The sequence below is a fragment of the Lacticaseibacillus zhaodongensis genome (assembly GCF_009687905.1).
In the GTDB taxonomy this organism is placed as follows: domain Bacteria; phylum Bacillota; class Bacilli; order Lactobacillales; family Lactobacillaceae; genus Lacticaseibacillus; species Lacticaseibacillus zhaodongensis.
Genome location: NZ_BLBG01000019.1, coordinates 1 through 18831, shown reverse-complemented (window position 1 = coordinate 18831; position 18831 = coordinate 1). Strand labels below are relative to the sequence as shown.

Annotated in this window: 15 protein-coding genes; 4 read left to right on the top strand and 11 right to left on the bottom strand. The window is 46.1% G+C overall.

The annotated features are described in order from the left end of the window. Positions 1-2 precede the first annotated feature (2 nt). Positions 3-1349, bottom strand: a complete 1347-nt coding sequence (locus GN107_RS09840; RefSeq protein ID WP_155287696.1) for a M20/M25/M40 family metallo-hydrolase — start codon at positions 1347-1349, stop codon at positions 3-5. Positions 1350-1483: 134 nt separating this feature from the next. On the opposite strand from GN107_RS09840, the gene GN107_RS09835 reads away from it, so the two are divergent. The 3 genes from GN107_RS09835 (at position 1484) to GN107_RS09825 (ending at position 4864) form a co-directional block, all read left to right on the top strand. Continuing rightward, positions 1484-2362, top strand: coding sequence for a LysR family transcriptional regulator (locus GN107_RS09835; protein ID WP_155287697.1), 879 nt, complete (start codon positions 1484-1486; stop codon positions 2360-2362). A gap of 343 nt (positions 2363-2705) precedes the next feature. After that, the gene (locus tag GN107_RS09830) at positions 2706-3344 is read left to right on the top strand and encodes an SLATT domain-containing protein (RefSeq protein WP_155287698.1); all 639 of its coding nucleotides are present in this window, start codon (positions 2706-2708) and stop codon (positions 3342-3344) included. 257 nt (positions 3345-3601) lie between these two features. Then, positions 3602-4864, top strand: a complete 1263-nt coding sequence (locus tag GN107_RS09825; RefSeq protein WP_196246321.1) for a reverse transcriptase domain-containing protein — start codon at positions 3602-3604, stop codon at positions 4862-4864. Between the two features lie 391 nt (positions 4865-5255). Here the strand turns inward: GN107_RS09825 and GN107_RS09820 are convergent, their stop codons facing one another. From GN107_RS09820 to GN107_RS09790, 7 genes are all read right to left on the bottom strand, one after another. After that, positions 5256-7556 carry a glycoside hydrolase family 95 protein gene (locus GN107_RS09820; protein WP_155287700.1) on the bottom strand — a complete coding sequence of 767 codons (2301 nt, stop codon included), beginning with the start codon at positions 7554-7556 and terminating at the stop codon, positions 5256-5258. 9 nt (positions 7557-7565) lie between these two features. Further along, positions 7566-8393 carry a PTS system mannose/fructose/sorbose family transporter subunit IID gene (locus GN107_RS09815; protein WP_155287701.1) on the bottom strand — a complete coding sequence of 276 codons (828 nt, stop codon included), beginning with the start codon at positions 8391-8393 and terminating at the stop codon, positions 7566-7568. Next, complete coding sequence (locus tag GN107_RS09810) at positions 8390-9205, bottom strand: PTS mannose/fructose/sorbose/N-acetylgalactosamine transporter subunit IIC (protein ID WP_155287702.1); 816 nt, start codon at positions 9203-9205, stop codon at positions 8390-8392. The genes GN107_RS09815 and GN107_RS09810 overlap by 4 nt, the downstream gene beginning before the upstream one ends. 15 nt (positions 9206-9220) lie before the next feature. Continuing rightward, positions 9221-9700: a PTS sugar transporter subunit IIB gene (locus GN107_RS09805; protein WP_155287703.1), complete on the bottom strand. Its 480-nt coding sequence runs from the start codon at positions 9698-9700 to the stop codon at positions 9221-9223. Further along, positions 9691-10152: a PTS sugar transporter subunit IIA gene (locus GN107_RS09800; RefSeq protein ID WP_155287704.1), complete on the bottom strand. Its 462-nt coding sequence runs from the start codon at positions 10150-10152 to the stop codon at positions 9691-9693. Before GN107_RS09800 ends, GN107_RS09805 begins: the two co-directional genes overlap by 10 nt. A gap of 170 nt (positions 10153-10322) precedes the next feature. Beyond that, complete coding sequence (locus GN107_RS09795) at positions 10323-12269, bottom strand: BglG family transcription antiterminator (protein ID WP_155287705.1); 1947 nt, start codon at positions 12267-12269, stop codon at positions 10323-10325. 441 nt (positions 12270-12710) lie between these two features. Further along, positions 12711-13025 carry a helix-turn-helix domain-containing protein gene (locus tag GN107_RS09790; protein WP_155287706.1) on the bottom strand — a complete coding sequence of 105 codons (315 nt, stop codon included), beginning with the start codon at positions 13023-13025 and terminating at the stop codon, positions 12711-12713. A 564-nt stretch (positions 13026-13589) separates the two neighbouring features. Between GN107_RS09790 and GN107_RS09785 the strand changes: the two genes are divergently transcribed. Then, the gene (locus tag GN107_RS09785; RefSeq protein ID WP_155287707.1) at positions 13590-14258 is read left to right on the top strand and encodes an SLAP domain-containing protein; all 669 of its coding nucleotides are present in this window, start codon (positions 13590-13592) and stop codon (positions 14256-14258) included. Positions 14259-14884: 626 nt separating this feature from the next. On the opposite strand, the gene GN107_RS09780 is transcribed toward GN107_RS09785, so the two are convergent. From GN107_RS09780 to GN107_RS09770, 3 genes are all read right to left on the bottom strand, one after another. Next, positions 14885-15529: an RloB family protein gene (locus tag GN107_RS09780; protein WP_155287708.1), complete on the bottom strand. Its 645-nt coding sequence runs from the start codon at positions 15527-15529 to the stop codon at positions 14885-14887. Continuing rightward, positions 15522-16811, bottom strand: coding sequence for an AAA family ATPase (locus GN107_RS09775; RefSeq protein ID WP_155287709.1), 1290 nt, complete (start codon positions 16809-16811; stop codon positions 15522-15524). Before GN107_RS09775 ends, GN107_RS09780 begins: the two co-directional genes overlap by 8 nt. A 345-nt stretch (positions 16812-17156) precedes the next feature. Next, positions 17157-18831, bottom strand: a 1675-nt coding sequence (locus GN107_RS09770) for a hypothetical protein (protein WP_230679215.1), incomplete at its 5' end; no start/stop codon positions are given.

Here is an 18831-nt window from a genome sequence, read left to right as displayed (position 1 = left end):
ATTCAGCTCCTATTATTTTCGTATTCAGTGGCGAGCGCTTCAATCAGGTCAATCCCCTGCTGGAACGCCGCTTTCGTGATATTTTCGTTATTACTATGGTTGTTTTGGTCAAAATTTGCGAGTGGCAAGGTGAAGGTCTGCACCCCCAAGATGTCGGTCCACACGTAGTTCGGGACCGTCCCCGGCATGCAGGGTTCGATCAGCAGTTGAACTCCCGCCCGCCGCGCTGCATTTTGGAAAACGGTGATTTCGTCCGGGGTGGCCTTCGTCGTTGCCGGCGGAATGTCCCCAGTCGATTCGTAGGTCAGTACGCCTGCCGCCACGAACGGGGCAAGGACGTCCGCCAAGTTAGCCGCAATATTCGCCGGGTTCTGGTGGCCGACCAGGCGCATGTTGATGCTGGCGGTCAGGTCGCCGGGGATGATGGTCTTGATTCCGGCGCCGTTGTAGCCAGATTCGATTCCAGAAACGTTGAAGCTGGGCTGAAACATGAGCCGGCGGTAGTATTCACGCTTGTCTTTGGTTAGCAATGATCCGCCAAATACCCGCTCTGTCTGCTCAGCATCGAAGGGTAAGCGGTCGATTGCTGCCCAATCACTGGCTGTCGGTTCCTCAACCCCAGTATAGAAGCCAGGAATTAACACCTGGCCGTCCTCGGGGTCATACAGATGGTCCAAAATCCGCTGAAAAATCAGCACGGGATTATCAAGGACGTTGCCCGCGTTTCCGGAATGGTTTGCGTGCGTGGCGGTCGTGATATGCAACTTGATACCGAACAAACCACGATTGGCCAGACGCAAAACGTGGTCGCCGCTCGCACTCATCGAGCCATCAACAACTACGACCTGACGCACGTTGCACAATTGCTTATCGCGCAGCTTCTGCACGGTCGCGGCCAAGTGCACGCTGCCCTGCTCCTCTTCACCCTCGATCAGTAACTGAATCGTCTGCTGGTGGTCAGGATGTGCGACCAAGAAGCGGTTGAGCCCGTTGATCACTGCGAGCAGCTGGCCCTTGTTGTCGCCAGTGCCGCGACCAAACAAACGACCTTCGCGTACGGTGAGCTGAAAGGGATCACTGTTCCAGTCTGTCCGGGCACCCGGATCCATCACGTCATAGTGACCGTAGAACAAAATTGTGTCGGTGCTCGTCCCAGGAATCGTTGCGGAGATGGCTGGTGCCCCACCGGTTGGCACGTATTCGACCGTTGCGCCGCAATTATTCTCTAATAACTTACCAATGTACTTGCACGCCGAATCGCGCTGGTCGAGATTGGTGCTGGTGCTGGCAAAACCAACCGCAGCAGCCAGTGTTGCCTGTGGATCCTCAATTTCACGTATGTATGCCATTGCTACCTCCTGCTAAAAGTTGAATTAGAAGATTAATCTTCAATGGCATTATTGTATTGCATTTCCCATAGTAACAGAAATATAATTATTGGGGTAGTCAATAACATTAATGCTATAAGCGGAAAGGAGCCGCCATGCGCTTAACGCAACTAGAATACTTTGTCGACGTCGCCACGACCCAGAACATGTCGCGGTCCGCCAAAAACCTACATATTGCTCAGCCCTCACTGAGCCGCACCATTCACGAACTGGAAACGGAACTAGCAACACCTTTATTTACCCGCAACGGGCGCGCCCTGGAACTGAACATGGCTGGCGAGCGCTTCTTGAAGGTCGCCAACGCCACGCTGGGGACGCTCAAGGCAGGCATCGATGACCTGCACCACTACACAGCGACTAATGCCAACCAGGTGACCATTCGGATCGAAAGCTCCACGACCATGATTCCCGGTTTGTTGCAGCACCTAAAAAAGACTGTGCCTGACGTATCTATCCGCCTGATCCAGCACGGCCTCGAGAACAACGCCTTGGTCCACTATGATTTTGAGTTCAGCACCCACCCGGTCAAGGGCAATGAGAACCAGCTACTGCTGAGCGAAGAAATCTGTTTTGGCGTTGCTGCAGATTCGCAGCTAGCCAAAAAAGCGACCGCTGGGACAATCACGGCCGCTGATATTGCGCAGGAACAATTAATATGTACGGAACCCAATCCACTGCGCGAGCTGGTGCTGCGGACATTGCAGCACGATGGAGTCAACATCCAGCCGTCGTTCGCTACGGGAGACCGGGCAACGATTGTGGGGATGGTGCGTGCAGGGATTGGGATTTGCTATGTGCCACGATATTCGTGGCCATATGTTGATTTAAGTGGGATTAAACTACTTTCACTAAGACCAAGTAGAATGACTAGAAAAATATATCTTAGCACCCCCCACAATCTTGTGCTTTCTCGTGGACGCTTAGAGGTCGCTTCAACGATTGCAGGATATTTTTCAAGATTAACGATTAATTAAATTCGTATCATCATATAGTTGCTGGAAATAAAAAATATTGAACTAATCGTTTTACCGCTGTCTTCGCGCGATGCAGTTAGCATAATGCCATCGTGACAAGGCTTCAAGTGATTAACAGTTAAGCACGCGCATATTGATATTTGTATACTGGTGCAAAGCTACTAGTGGAGGTTGTTTGAAGAAGCTTAAGTTGTGACGCTACATAATGTGACTGCTGATATGCAAATAGATTATACTTGTCAATGTCCGCGCTGAAATAAGACGTGCAATTTCGAGATCATTGCATCCAGATCATATTTTCTTTGAAATATTTCCTTATCAAATGATGAAGGGATGGTAGAAAATGAATAGCCAAAGTACATCGGAGCATAGCCAGTCAAATGAAACTTCAGATGACAAGGAACAGGCCCTTAAGCTTTCCATTGAGAAAAAACTATCAGGATGGGACCGAACCAGACACAATCGAATAAATGCCTCGGAACGGTTGAAGAGCTATGACGAAAAGTGGTCGGTATTAATGTTATTCATGAATTCGGTCGCGGTGGTTTTTTTATTTCTCACCTTTGCTCAATCCAAGGATGATGAATCAACTAAAATCATCTCAGCGTGCTATTCAGCATATGTGTTAATTTTGCAATACTTTCTTGGAACAAGAGACTATAGCGCTCGGAGCCTGAAGTTACATTATCAGCAACTTGAAATAGAGAGTATGCGGAGCGATTTGAAGGCTATAATGAGCCAAACCAGTTACGCCTTCAATGAAAAAGAACGACTAGTCCACGAGCTAATTCGACGCTACCAGATTAGTTTATCAGGCAGTGAAAATCATACCCCACTTGATGATGCACGATATATACAATCTAAAGAAAAAGGGCCACATTCAAAGGCAAAAGATTTCTCGTTAGATAATGTTCTAATTTATATTAACGTAATAATATTGGTTGGCATTATTTTCACTATTTGTAGGTACTACATCTTATGAAGACAAACAATAGTAGAAAAAGAATTCTTAGACTAGCATTAGATTATATTCAGTTTCAAGGTAATCACATTCCGTATCAGATTCAATTTATGGCTCTAAACCGGTTCTTAAGGAAAAACAACCGACGAAGAAAATTGTCACGGCACAATCTATCTTTTTACACAACAACATTTCGAACTGCTCAGTCGAAGCATTGTTCATTAGTAAGAGATTTTCTCTACAAGAGTGATTATATGACGCCTAGGATGAGTATTCTTATGGATCCTAAGGCATACATTTATCTAACGTACCAAACGTTCATGCTTGCGTTCAAACTTTTCAAAACGTCCTCGTCTTCTTCAATTCTAGATTTTTCCACAACGAATGTGAAAGTCTATTATGCGGGTAGACTTGATTTTAGTGGTAAAAATTTAAGTCGAAACGCAATTTATAAGGATAGTTATCGCGCATTTCAGCACGAGCGAGCAAAATATCGTGGCTCGAGAGTGTTAAAGTTAGACATACAAAACTTTTTTATTGGAATTACTCGAAACAGACTTAGAGAACAAGTGCAAGAGATTTGCACGAACAAGGGAATTATGCTTCCAGACGAACTTACAAACATACTGGAATTTATGAATGCTAGTGACTATTCTAATTTGCCCCAGTCTCAATCATCTACCGCTACCTCTGTGCTATCACAAATATACTTGGTACAATTTACTGATTTTCTCGAAAAAATTGCAAAGAAGGACAAGCTAAAGATTGTTCGGTATGTCGACGATATGTACATTAAACTGCCAGAGCATTTTTCAGATTCAAACGTAAATTCATTAATTGAACAAATCAGCTCAAAGTTATGGGCGTTTGGCTTAAACCTTAACGCTAGTAAAATCCAACTATTTAGTGTTGACAAATACAATAAGTCTACCGATTGGAACAGCAAGGCTCCAGTCTCGGGCATCAACATTCCCGTACCGGAGTACGTGGATAGTAAGATTGAATCTATTCTTTTGAATGATGGTCAAGCCTTGTTAGAGTACTTCAAGATGGTTCTCGATTTATATCACTGCCATGGATACGATATGCAAAGATATGCTAGTCTTACTCAAGCAGCATTCTCAGTAGCAAACGATAATGTCAATAAGATTCAAAATGCCCTTATATTTGGATACACCTGGAAAAACAGATTAAGCGACAGCACAAAAGTCAAAATTGATTCGATGGCACCAGTTATAGGATTTGATCCAGCAAAGTATGTGACATTCTTCTTGATGATAGAGCGTAACCTACGATTATCGAAAAATCACATCACTGTTAACGGCGTTGAAAAATTCATTAGTACCGAGCATTTGCAGCTCAACGACCAGCCATATACCATTAGAAACGGCATTACAGATTCGCACTTTTTTATACAGAAAAGGCAATTTATAGATGACAGCAATCAAAAAATCCTACGTGTTAACAAAGGCTACATGCAATTCATTTACCATTTTGTGTTGCCCTTAAGTAGACTAGCCACGAAAAACAACAATGTGTGATTCTCACATCATTCATAAGTTTCAAATTTAAGGATGTAAGTAAACTAATTGATGACGAGTATTAGTTGTTAATTGAAGATGTCCTATAAGTATTACAGCTACTTATGTTCTGACAGTTGTTACTGCGTACTTTTACCTATATCTGCGAGATACAGGATATATTTTCACATGCAGCGATGCATTGTTATTCTTGTAACTAGTCTAAATCTATAGCAATTAGAGCTTTTTTTGTGCCACTCAATTATCCTCAACTACCCTTAAAATTTCTTGGATGTATGAACGCAATAAAGGCCTAAAATCTCAAAGATTGAGAACTTAGGCCAGTGTTAAATATTTGACTGTGATAGTTATTGCGCATAGACTTCCTAGCCAAGTGTAGTGACGTGTGCTCTTACCACTTAATTACCCCATTTCCTTCTTCATCTAACTGAATCTCCAGGTGCTCCTCGCGCCCGCTAACTGACACATCAGCCAGCACCCGAATCGCGACTTCACTGCCGGCACGTCCGTGAACCAAAACCTTCCTCAGTACATGATCCGTCCATTTTGCCGAAATCTTAGCTCCGCCGCGTGCGCGTAAGCCATTGAACGAACCACTTGCAAGTTCATCTGGCAAGGCAGGCAGTACAATGATTTCATCACCTTGGCTCTGCAGTAGCATTTCGCACAGACCACTGACAAAACCATAGTTGCCATCGATCTGGAACGGCGGGTGGTCACAGAATAAATTCGGCAGGAGGGAGTGTTGAATCATCCCCTGCAACTCGTCGTACGCCTGGTTACCTTCACGCAGGCGGGCGAAAAAGTGTACCAACCACGCTAGGCTCCATCCGGTTCTGGTCCCGCTGAACAAGCCAGTACTCAGCCAGTCGTTAACCGCCTGGTCGCGCTTGGATTGATCTAGGTACTTACCGCCCGACAACCGCCGCTTGATTGTCACGTTCGCAGCCGCGGCCAACTCCGGTGTTTTATCAACGTCAATTTCATGGCCGGGATGCAGGCCGAAGAGTGGTGAAATGTGCCGGTGGCCGACCTCGACCTCATCGTAATCTTCTAGCCACTCCTGAACCTGCCCGTGCTTGCCAATTTTGATTGGGGGCAGCTTCTCACGTACCGCTCGCACGTCATCGGCAAAATCGCTGTCGTCATGCATTAGCTCTGCAAAATCCAGACAAGCCTCGCAGAACAGGCGCAGTATTTCACCGTCAATTGTCGGCGCAATCGTCACGTTCGCAGCCGTCCCATCAGGCAAAAAGTATTGATTTTCCGGTGATGCTGATGGCCCGGTGACCAGGTAGCCTTTGTATTCAAACAAGTAATCCTTGTAGAATGCGAAGGCTTCTTTGAACATGTCGTAATGCTTCTCGACCACTTCAACATCGCCAAAATAGTTGTAGTACTCCCAGATGTGCGTCAGTAACCATGGCACCGTGAGCGGCCAGACCGCGGCACCAATTGCCTTGGACTGCGGCGCGGTGTCGAAGAAGCCGTCAGTGTTGTGATGCGCCGTGAAACCGCGCGCACCATACATTTTCCGCGCCGTGACGCGACCAGGTTCACGCATGTGTTCCAGCATGTCGAACAGGGGTAGCTCCACTTCGGGGAGATCACATGGCCCGACAAGCCAGTAATTCATCTCTGTGTTGATGTTAATGGTGTACTTAGATCCCCAAATCGGATTCATCTGGTCCGTCCAGAGTCCCTGCAGATTGGCTGGCAATCCACCTGGCTGACTGGCAGAAATCAACAAGTAACGGCCGTAGTCGAACAAGGTCTGCACCAGCTGGGGACTACGCTGACCATTTCGAGCTTCCGTCAACATACTGGCAGTATCCCCACAGTCATCATCAGTACCCAAGTCAAGCGCTACTCGTTTGAACTGGTCCTGGTAGCACGACTCACTTGCTAGCAACTCATCAGCAAAATCAACCGTCTGCAATGAATCCAGCTTTCCAAAGATTGCGTTCTGACCATCGGCCGTCGCATAATCTGTCGCAGCAGTCAGCGCTAACTGCACGTACGTCGCTTTGCGGACCACAATTGTTTCGCCAATTACGCTCACTGCACCATCGGTTTTGCTGACAATACAGCCGGTCTTAAATCGGACGCCGTTACTGCCACCAGTGCGGCTAGTCATGATGATGCCCTGATTGTGATACTTGCTGATGCCATCGCTGAAGCGTTTCTGCCTCCCCAGGGTAATGTTTAAGTCTAGTGTCCCACCATTTGCCGTGATTTGCGTATATAGAGCGTTCCTCTTAAAACTGGCAAAAGTCTGACTGGAGTACTCATTGTTAGCGGCTCTGAACCGAACCGTGTGCACGGCGGTCTCCAAGTCCAATTGCCGACTGTAATCATTAATCTTGGTATCATCCAGATTAAGCATGTCGATGAACAACTCACCCATCGTTTCATAGTGGCTTTGATCGCGCGGAGTTGCGAACATAGCCAGACGAATGAGCTCCTCTGCCTCGTGTACTTTGCCGCTCATCAGCAATTCGCGAATTTTGGGCAGCTGCTTGGCTGAATCAGGGTTATTACGGTCCACTTTGCCGCGGTACCACAGATGCTCGTCATTAAGCGAGATCAACTCGTGCACTGGGCGACCGTATATCATGCCGCCCAGATGGCCGTTCCCAATCGGTAACGCCTCATTCCAGTTGTCAGCACTCTTCAGATATCGAAGCTTCATTAGTACCTCCTACTTCAACACACCCAAGGCAGTCAATGCAATCGCAACAACCATCGTCACCAGAATCAGCATAACCGGGCTCTTACCCTTATGAATGAACTTGTACAACAGCAGGGTTACGCCCATCGGAATGAAGCCAGGAATCAAGTCATTTATCTGTTTCTGAACGGAAACGGTCAAACCGCCCTGCTTAAACGTCCACGCAATGTTAACTGCGACCATCTGGGCGATTAATCCACCGACCAGCACCAATCCGAGTGCAGTCGCGGAACTGGTGATGCGATCCATATCCCCATTTGCCTCGACCTTCGTGAAGAACTCAGAACCACTGTGGTAGCCAAACTGAAGGCCGAAGTATTTAATGGAGAGATTGATAATGTTAACCAGAATCAGCGCAATCGCAATTCCTAGGAAGTTGCCTTGCTTACCGAATGAGGCACCCAAGCTAAAGCAAATTGGTACCAAGGTCAGCCAGATTAGGCTGTCACCCAAACCAGATAAGGGACCCATGAGCCCAACTTTGAGCCCACTAATCGTCTCGGCGCTCTTGTTTTTCTCTTTCTCTTCCAGCGCGGTGATGACCCCAAGAATGAATGGCTGTGCACTTTGGTGGGTGTTGAAGAATTCCAGGTGCCGCTTCATCGCTGTCGCCAAGCCCGGTTTGTCCCCGACATAAATCTTCTTGAGTGCAGGCAAAATGGTGTACAGAAAGCCCAGGTTCTGCATCCGCTCGTAGTTCCAGGAAGCCCCGTACATCAGTGAGCGAAAGAACATATGGTGCAAGGTTTTCTTGGTGATTACGCTGCTTTCGGTGTCGTTAGTTTTATTGGCAGTCATAGGTCATAATCCTCCTTATCATCATCATCCGAACTGCTTGTATTTTGTTCAGTCTCTGCAGCAGCATTAGGCTGAACAGTCTTCTTGCGGGCCAAACTGGTGATGAGCGGACCAAAGTAAGCTGCAACGATTCCGACCATCGTGATGGCAATGGTTGACATCCCGCCAAACGCAGCGCAGGTGAAGCCAATCAGGAGGTAAACCCACATGCCTTTCTTCAGCATCATGTTCAGAAGCATGGCAAACCCTAAAGCTGGCAAAATGCCGCCTGCCACCGTAAGCCCTTTCATAATTACCGGTGGAATAATGTCAAATAGCTGTTTTACATACGATCCACCAACCATGACGGCGATGAAAATTGGTACAACTTCGAACAGAACGATAATACCCAGTGAAGAATACTGCCAGAGCCCGATGTGTGCGGGATTACCCGCAGCCGCATCGCGGTCGGCTTTACGAACGAAGAAGATGTCCGCCGTTTTGGCCAAAACATCCAGTTGCTGCGTGATGACCGAGATTGGTACGGCAATCGCAATTCCAGCAGTGGCACCCTTTCCGGCCAAGATTCCCAGGGCGGTCCCGATGACAGCACCCGAGATTGTGTCAGGTGGTGTGTATCCACCGATACCAGTTACCCCAAGCCACATGAGTTCCAGTGTGGCACCAATAATCAAACCCTGCGTGGGATTACCAGTCACCACGCCGACCATCGCTCCAACTACTAGGGGACGATGAATCATCAGGAGCGGGCCATTATAGTCAATGGTGGCAATAATGCCCACTAATGTCACTAAGAGAGCTGTACCCAACATTGTTGTTACCTCCTATTACGACTCAGAAATGAACTGCGTCATGTTCACCTTTTTTTCCGCTGGCACACCCTGAATCTCAACCTTAATTCCCAAATCAATTATTTGCTTGAAGTAGTGCAGATCCTCGTCGGTAACGGCAACCCCGACGGTAATCTTGCTGTTATCATCAGTTTTGCTCATATTGCCGACGTTCAGATACTCAATCTTGACGCCACCTTTCAAGCAGATGTACGCCGCCTCGGGGCCAGTGAAAAGTAACATCGTCCGCCGCTTGATTTGTGCTTTTTTGAACACCTCAACGAATTTATCTGGGGTAAAAAACACAACGCGGACACCCTCGGGTGCGGACATCTTTAAAATTGACTGGCGCATCTCATCCTTGGCGATTTTGTCGTCAATAATGATGGCCTGTTCAATGCTGTATCTGGTCACCCACCCGGTCATCACTTGGCCATGCAACAAACGATCATCGATTCTTGCAAATTCTATAGCCATCCTTCTGCCTCCTGCTTATCAGTCTGCCTAAGTTCATTCATGTTCCTAATTGCCTTCTGGGCAGCCGCAACCACTGCGTCTAAAACAATCCGCGTGTCCTTCTTTGCGAACAGCTCTAGCAACAAACCCAGATTCAGTCCCGTTACCAATTCGACTTGTTGATTGGTTAGGAAGATCTTCGAAGCTACATTGTTGGGCGTTCCCCCTAACAGATCAGTAACGATGATTACGTGGTCGTTATGCACAAGAAGTTGTTCAACAGTCGTGCGCATCTGCTTCTCGAATAATTGCAAATCGTTACCCGGATCCAACTGCAGCACACTAACTTGCTCTGGTGCTAGTTCGCCAACAATCAGTTCGGCGGATCTCAACGCACCTGGTGCAAGCGGGCCGTGACTCGCCAACAAAAAACCGTTGTGATACTCTTCTGAATCATTCCGTGTTCCTGCCATACTATCCCTCCTGTTCGTGAGCCCAAACTTGATAGCTCAACGAGGCTCACTTCGTTTTCCATAATCAAGATACCATGTGCGGAGAACTGCTGCGCCTCGCGTTATTGCACTAAAAAATGCACTAGTGCAAGCATTGCACTAATGCATCATCTAAATATAGTTTTATTGCACTAATGTTCCGGCAATTTCTGGCCGAGCCGGTCCAGCGAACTTTCCATCTGCTTCCTGAAGTTGAGCTTCGTTGGGTGCAGGAGCACGTTTTGAATCAGATCAGGTGAACCTGTAAACGCTGACAGATACTGCCAAAGTCGAAAAGCCTTGGGATTGTTCTTCTCTAAGCTGACCATTATCACAATCTGTGCAGCACTGTCATTGTCATCCCACGCAATCGCAGCAGGCAGAATCGCCACCGCAATCTGCGTCTGGTCCAAAACCGGATGAATCGTATGCGGGATTGCCACACCGTTACCGAAGTAGGTTCCACCCATTTCTTCTCGCAACATCACTTCATGGTACAAGTCCACGTTCGTCTCAGGATTTTGATTGATAATCATGGTGCTTAACTTCCGGATAATGTCCTTTTTGTTCCCAAGGGATCCGATTACGATATTCGCTTCCTTAAATAGGCTCATGATGCCCTCTTTTGAAGAATAACCATCAAGTGCCATTGCGATTCGCTTGTAATCCGCCTCTGTGGGAAAGTTAGAGATGGGAATTGCTAAGCCAGCCGCGACAAACTGGTTCTCCTCAGTCGAGCAAACAACTTCATATTGATCAATTTGCTTAAGATCCACCTCATAGCTCGGTACGATGTCGATTTTTACGTTTCTATTACTGAGCCAATAGCGCAGCCGCTCACTCAGCAATAGGTTTTCACTACGCTTCAGGGAACTAATCACTAGGACGGACCCAGCACTTTTCTTCTCTTGATCCGTAATCAACGCATGGTTGAAGTACAGTGCAAAGTAAGAGATTTCCCCCTCGGACAAACGGTAGCCAAAAGTCTCCTGCAGGGCGTAACCAAACACGGCAGCCATATCAAGGGCAATTTGGTAGGATTTCTGGATTGTATCCAACAATGGGTTTTCAAGTTGCATGTTGTACTCAAGGCGAATTCGCAGAGGGATGATGTGCAGCGCTAGCGCAATACGCAGCTGCATGTTATCCGCAAAGTTCACACCAAACTTACGGTCGATTTGTTCAAGCCCAGCGATCACGAACTTATCCACGTCCTCAGAGATATAGGATGCATCCGAGTAATCGGCTTTACCTTTGAGGTAGAGCGCCAGTCGCTTGATTTCCGAATCATGTAAGGAGAAGCCGAACGTGCTAGCAATCTTGCCCAGAATAGCCTTCGCAACGGTAATCTCCTTGCTCATCTCGTCGACCAACTGATCTGGATACACATCGTTGATGACGAAGCCCTCGTGAATACGGGTCACCATGATTTTCAAGTGCACAATCAGGTTCTGCAGTGAGACGTTCGAGATTCTAATCTGATAGTTGTTCAATTCTTCGACAACGATGCGCCCGATTGACTCCAAACTGTGTGAAATCTCTTCAGGATTCTCAAGCAGATTGCCAGCATATGGTAATGAGTCCAGCTTCTCCTCACGAATCGCGCGCCTAATGTTAACCTCATCACCAACCGCCTGGTAACCACTGCCACGGTGGTTGACCAGGGCTATGTCGTACTTACTGAGAATCGTCTTGACGAGGTGCATGTCGTTTTGAAGTGTACTTTTGGACACGAACAGGCGGCTGGCTAGATGAATCGCCGACATCCCCTCCTTCTGCCGAAATAGTTCAGAGATGATTCGGTAGACTCGCTCGTCTTGACCGCCAAGGTTGCGCTTTGAGCTCTCTTCTTCAGTATCATCATCAAAAGTTGCTAAGTATTCAGCACGATTCAAAACGTTCAGGACCGTTCCGTGAGCAGTCACCGACTTGATTTCAAAGCCAGGAAGCGTCTGGGCATACCGCTTCAACGCCTTGATATCATTGCGCACGGTCCTTGTGCTGACGTTGTACTTTTGTTCAAAATAAGTCGCTTTGACGAATTCACCTTCAAAGCTCCTTAAATCGCGTAGCATGTCTGTTTGCCGCTTGGTAAGCATGCAATCCCCTCCACTCAATCTCTACAATCATCATATCATCTGCGGCGGGTTGTACAAATCAGGGGTTGCACTAATCGAAGCCTGGTCAATAACGTTTGATTAGCAGACGTTAATTGTCAACCTCACTCAAACAACATTGACAAATCAAAATGGAGCGGCTTTTCGGCCCCTCCATGACTGATTTATAACCCGTGTTGACCTTTAGTGCTTATACAAGTACCGACTAAGTATTCCCCGAATCTCCCAAGTTGCATTCAAACAATCCATAACGGCGGCAGTCAAGTTATGAAGCTGTTTTCGCTCTGCGCTCACTCAGTCCTAGCTTAATGTAATTCGAATTGGAGTTTCTACTTAACTTCGGTGAAAACCTCGTGACTTCCGAAGACACTTTGCTCCGTTAATATAAGCCACAATCACCGAGCATATTCAGTGTACGAAGAGTCACTGCCCCTTCTCCTCCAGCGCCTCCAATTTTTCCCGAAACATCCGAATCGCCTTCTCATCCCGTATGGCCCGCTCCAACCGCGCAGTCTCACGCCGCAGCCTTTCCACTTCCGTCAGCTGGTCATCGGTCTTGTGGTGTCCCCGCATATCTCTTAGTGCTTCTTCACCGCCCGCTTCATACTTCACGACCCAGCTGCGGACCTGCTGGTAGGTCACGTTGAACTTTGCTGCCGTGGCGGTCAGGTGCCGCCCATTGGCTAAGCAGTACTTCACGATTTTAACGCGTTCTTCGTAGGTCATTGATCTGGTCATTTTGGCGTCCGCCCTTTCAGCAGAGATACTTCCGTCTTTACAGCTTGATTATACTGTATTACTTAGTTGCCGACCTGCCCATCTGTGCGCAAGCAAAATTTGCTAGTGACCTCAGCAGCCGGTACAGGATTGCGCAAAATAGCTGCACACCCCTCAGCATGAAGTCTCCAGTGCACTTTGCGTTGGCCGCGCGCACCCGCCAATTTCACCAATTCCGTCCTTGACGTCCATTCTCTGCCACCAATCAGTGGTCTGGCGTGGATCTGATGCAGTCGCAACTCTTCTGTGACCACGCGAACACCATTATGCATCTCACCAAGCGGCACCAGCCAACCACCAGCCATGAACTTTAATCTGGGCAGCCAAAAACCTCCACTCAAACCATGTAGCTATTTAGCTGTCTCCTCAAAATATGCTGTCGTACCTTTTTACAATCACGTTCTTGTACGGCAATAGTCACTCCGCGAATACTGCTTTATCCAGCGATAATGATGGCGTATCATGTAAGCGTATTCTTTAAATTTTATGTTGTTGTGTACCAAAACATTTTTGGGGGAGATTAATATGCTAAATAAGAAGATCACCGGTGTTTTTGCCGGCTTACTATTGTTGAGTTCGGCCACACTGGGAACTGTTATCGCTACGAACACGAATCAGAATGTTGTTAAGGCTTCGATTGTGAAGGAAAACAATATCCCTGATGAGTCACCTATACCCGTTAAGGTAAATTACGAAACCCTTAATCGTAAGGTCATCAAAACCACGACGTACAAAGAAAAAACCATGTATGAGGATCTAATCCTGGATTCAAAAGAAATCCCAAGCGGGTATCGCCTTGCAACAGACGCGGAAATGGAAAATGCCAACATCGATGTCGATGAAGCCAAGTTTACTTACGATGGAACCATGAACTTAACGGATTCTTTTGAGGACGCTCCGATTCGGTCTGTATTCATCATGCCAGTTCCATCTAATGGGCGGATGGGGACGATCCACGTCAACTACCCAGCAGGATATGGTATTCAGATTTGGACGAAATCAGGCAAACCGGTAAAATACAACGCTGTTGAGGCCAAGAAAACTCACCACAAGGTCGGATCCGCGAAGAAACTGATGGGCCAAACTAATTGGAAAGTGTTCACTAACACGTACAAAGCAAACGGCACAACATATTACAACCTCGGTGGTGATCAGTACATTGACGCCAATTATGTTTCACTCACGCTGAAGTAAACTTTGACTGGCAAAATTTCCTGCAACATTATTAATTACCTGCAATCACAAGCAGCTTAACACCAGAACCCCCAAGCTGGACCCATAAATGTCCGACTTGGGGGTTCTGCTTTTTTATCTCGTCACTTCTGATGGTGTCCAGCCCGGCCGAACCACAGTTGCGCGACATAGCCGAATCACCACCAATTCGAAATCTCAGTGCACTTTATGCTGGTCTTACTCTCTAATGTCTAAAGCCCCTTCTTACACAACCGTTAAATAGCCTACGTAGGCCTAATGCAGACTAAGACCTCCCGCGCTCAAGTGACCCCCCACTCTGCACAATGAGCAGACGTCGTCCTGTAGCCATGAACTTTGATCTGGGCGGCCAACAATGTAACTATTTAGCTGTCTCCTCACGGAATACGAGTGTAAAAACAAAAAGCAATCAGACTACTTGAGTCCAACTACTTTAGTAACAACATCCCGTCATGAGACAAACACTTCTTCAGAGGGCCTTTCTCGCTGACAGATGTCATTTCTTATGAATCAGGCGTGACTTTCCATCACTCGATGAGCAACGATACACGTATTATGCCAATTCAAAATGACTCTGCACAACAAAGCCGTTTTAAAATACTTCTGCCCTAAGCTTTAAATCGATCCTTACCCATCGCGTTCAGCGCCATCACCAAGTGGTTGACCGTCGTGATCGGGTCTCTTTTTAATATATCCGGCTCCGATTGCTGCTTTTCCTCTAGCCGTTCGGCGTTGGCTAAAGCGGTGTGCTGAAAATCCAGAAGCTTGGCATATATGTCCGGGTCATTTTTCGCATACGGAGCAAATCCAAGCTTCTTAAAGTAGCCATCGATCTTCTGGATGTACGCTTTGCGGCCAATTTCACTCTCAAAATATGAAAAATGAAACAGTATCCATAGCTCGAAGCTTTCGATGCTATATGCCAAATGAATTCCTTCCTGATTGGCCAACTTGATCGCCTCCCTGAAGCGTTCGGCTGGAAACTGATCACGGTCAAAAACGCACCACACTTGGTCGTAACGCTTGTCAGGATTGTCCTTTACCCGGTCTCTTTCATCAATTGCCCTGTAGACGACATCAATCGTGTTAGTACCCGTCCCTACCGCTTTGATGGTTGGTTCAATATACGTTTGAAAGCCACGAAAATAATTCGGCTCAGTTTCGGTTCCTTCAGATACAATCAAAATGGGTTCAATCTGATTAACTGCTTTGCGGTTCGTGCGTGCAAAGCGCTTTTTGAAATTATTACTCATCGCCCTCACCTACCGGATGCTTACGGATAATTGGGATTGCGCCGAACGATCCGCGCAGATATTGACGGTTGTAAACCAGATCTGAACGAATCGGTTTACCATTACGCCGATAATCGCTTAAGGAAAGCAAGCGCGTCGCCTCCTGTCGATCTTTCTCGGCAAACCAAATTTGATCTGTCCGCAAAGTCTTGTGATCCATGGTGCTGACATCCTGGGTGTTGAAGATCAATTGTGCTGAATTAGTATTCTGCTCATTCTGGAACAGTTTGATGAGGTACGCAGCCATTAGCGGGTGCATCGCCGTGCCAAATTCATCGGCCAAGACGATTTTACCTTGTTCAAGAGCCGACAAAATTGGTCCCAGAACGTTTAGAAAGATCTGAGTACCTTTCGACTCGTCTGTTTCCATGTCGAAGTCGTGCTTGCCGACCACCTTACCTTCATCGTCATAGACATTATGCGTACTCTTGATGCGAGTGCTTTGACTCAAAACCTGATTTCTGAGCCGTGGCGGTAATTTTTGCAAATCAACCTTATTGTTATCTTCATCCAAAATTGAAAATTGATTGTGCTCAACATTGACGTCATTAATTGTTAAATCGGCCTCGTGAAGTCGTTTCAGCAGTAAGATCTTGTCTGTGCTTTCGAGCATCTCTTTAGTCGCTGGTTCGATTTTATTCTCAAGGCCGTTAACCGGCACGATTTCATTTCTGAAGAAGCTCATTACGTCTAACCCAACCTGCGTATTCGTCGCAGCAAGCACGGAAATAAACAGGGTATTTGGTTTGGTCAGTTGCTGTTTAGTAGCTGATTCGGGAACTTGCGATTCATCTACGTCAAAATTCTGGCCGTTGCGTAAAAAGGTCTCCTCTCCATCAATCTGTAATTGCTCTTTCTGAATGCGCTCGGGGACTAACTCTACATGGTAGGTATAAATCTTAACGTTGCCCTTACTCCCCGCAGTGAATGAAACCTCAAAAATTGCGGGAACGTCTTTCAATGATTGCTTTTTTAATGCGAACCGTTGCACATTGATTTTTGACAGTGGGTCACTGTTCTGAAATGAACTAATTACCAGTGTCCGCAAGAATTTTAAAGCTGTAAACAAGTTGCTTTTCCCGCTGGCATTAGCGCCATAAATACCACTAACTTTAAGCAGCGGGAGATCGGCTTCTGTTTGAACCGCAATTTTGCGTAAATTATGGCTATCAGCAGCAACCATGGATAGAGTCTGTACAGAGTCAAATGAGCGGAAATTACCAACTTTGAATTCAATCAGCATTGCTAGTCCATCCCTTCCGTGAGAAAAAATCTCACACGTTCAGTATATGCTGGCAGTTGACAAAATGCAACGACCTAGTAAGATTCTTGATACCAACATACTTTGGACCATCAAGCATCGGCCAGCTTAACTGTGTTGCTTTTATTCAAGATGATCAACAATATCACTTAACAATAAGTACGTCTTGCGCTATATGAGCCAACTTCACCCTACTCACACGTAAAACATCAGTGCGTAACAAAAGCATCCAAACCATTAGGTCCAGATGCTTCAGTCAAACGGCTACCACTATGCTCGTCTAATAAGTAATCTTATCAGTTCAAAACTGATGATGTTAAGCCATCATCACTTACCTAAAGTTTCAGCGATCACTTTCATTACCTTGTGTCCACGATCCACAATTATGGCCTTAGCCTTATCAACATTGAATTCCCTTAACGCATTCTGCGCTGCTGCTAAATCGGATTCGGAAGGATAGGCAAGTGCTTTGCGATATTCCTCATCTTGAACAATTTCCTTAGATGCATTCTGCGACTTTGATTTGTCATCTGCTGCATCTTCCCAAAGGTTTTTAGTTTGCTTTTCTCGATTATTTGCATAATTTAGCAACATAATATTGCCAATTGATCCTCCGCACAAAAGCTTATCAGTGTACAGAAGCTTACCATTGTCTAAGTGTGTATTCATCAATTTTTTTGCAATTATATGTTCAAAATCGACCTTATTCCCGGGCTGTATGAATGGGGCATAACTACAATTCGCGTGAATGGTTGCAAGACACTTAATACGCGACGAGAAAGTTAAACTTGCAGTAGATGTGTCATCCTCAAGCCATGAGTCAAAAGTTATTTTGAGTTGCTCCTTGGTTCGAGGCGTGAGGTAATTAGCAATTGGGGCTCCGGTGTTCGAATCATTAGGATAATAAGTTGCCAGTTTCGAGTCCCCCGAACCACTCCACGAATTCTTCAAATCATCTTCGACAAAATAAGCAGGTAAATTACCTAAAGTCAGTTGCTGTTCATTGTTGTCGTCTCTAGCAGTCCACATTGCCGCAATATAAGAAAGAAACTTCAGATCACTATTCATTCCATTTTCAAAACTCTTCGTTTTTGAAGGATGTCTTGCATTGTTAAACGCGGGCTTTTTTAAGTACCTGTCAAAGGGGGCGTTAATGTTTTTTGCAATAGAAACCATTTCCGACAAAATTTCACTATGGTGCTTCTGAACAAACTGAATGTGATCAATTGCTTTTTCAAGGTGTCGATTATCTGTTCCAGTTGCGATTGCTAATGCATAAAATCCGATGGTATCCCGTGCATCTCGACTGGCATCATCGTCAGGTTTGTATAGAGATGGTACTTCGTTCAAGATTAAAGCTCCCAAAGCATACGCAAACTCAGCAAGGTTTACCTGTCGTTTCTGCTTGAATGTGTCAGTATCGTAACCGTCGATCTCCAACCCCCGGCCGTTGTCTTTATCTGACTGAAGCTCATCATAACGTTTTGAAAGAATGTCCAGAACCGAAGTAGACAGCTTTGTGCCATCTAAAGTTAGCATTTGGTCTTGCCAAGATGCCGAGAAAACTTGGTATTTTGTAAGTTTTGTACCGGTCTTATTCAAGTTCTCAAAAACGGTCGCCAATTCATCTGCCGTTCCCGTAAAAATTATGGCTGGAATTTTTACCAAGTCCAGGTTGATGAACGAATTGATTGCTTCATCGAGACGTTTCACAAAATGTTGGTAATCAGCAAGTCCGTTCGCTACCTGGGTTAAATCACCAATATGTTTGGTTAAAATTGCAATAGAATCGCTAGTCCGCTCGTGTGATTCAACTAATTCGCCAAAAATTTTCTTAACTTCGGAGTCCTCAAGAGACAAGCCAATATCTCCAAACAACTGTCCAAGTTCTGGTTGCCAGATATCTCGATTCTGTGGCAGCCAATAGTGGGTCTGTGCCAACTGGTGTTGAAGAATAAATATATCATTCGGGAAGATCTCCATGATAGGAGGTCTTTTTGTT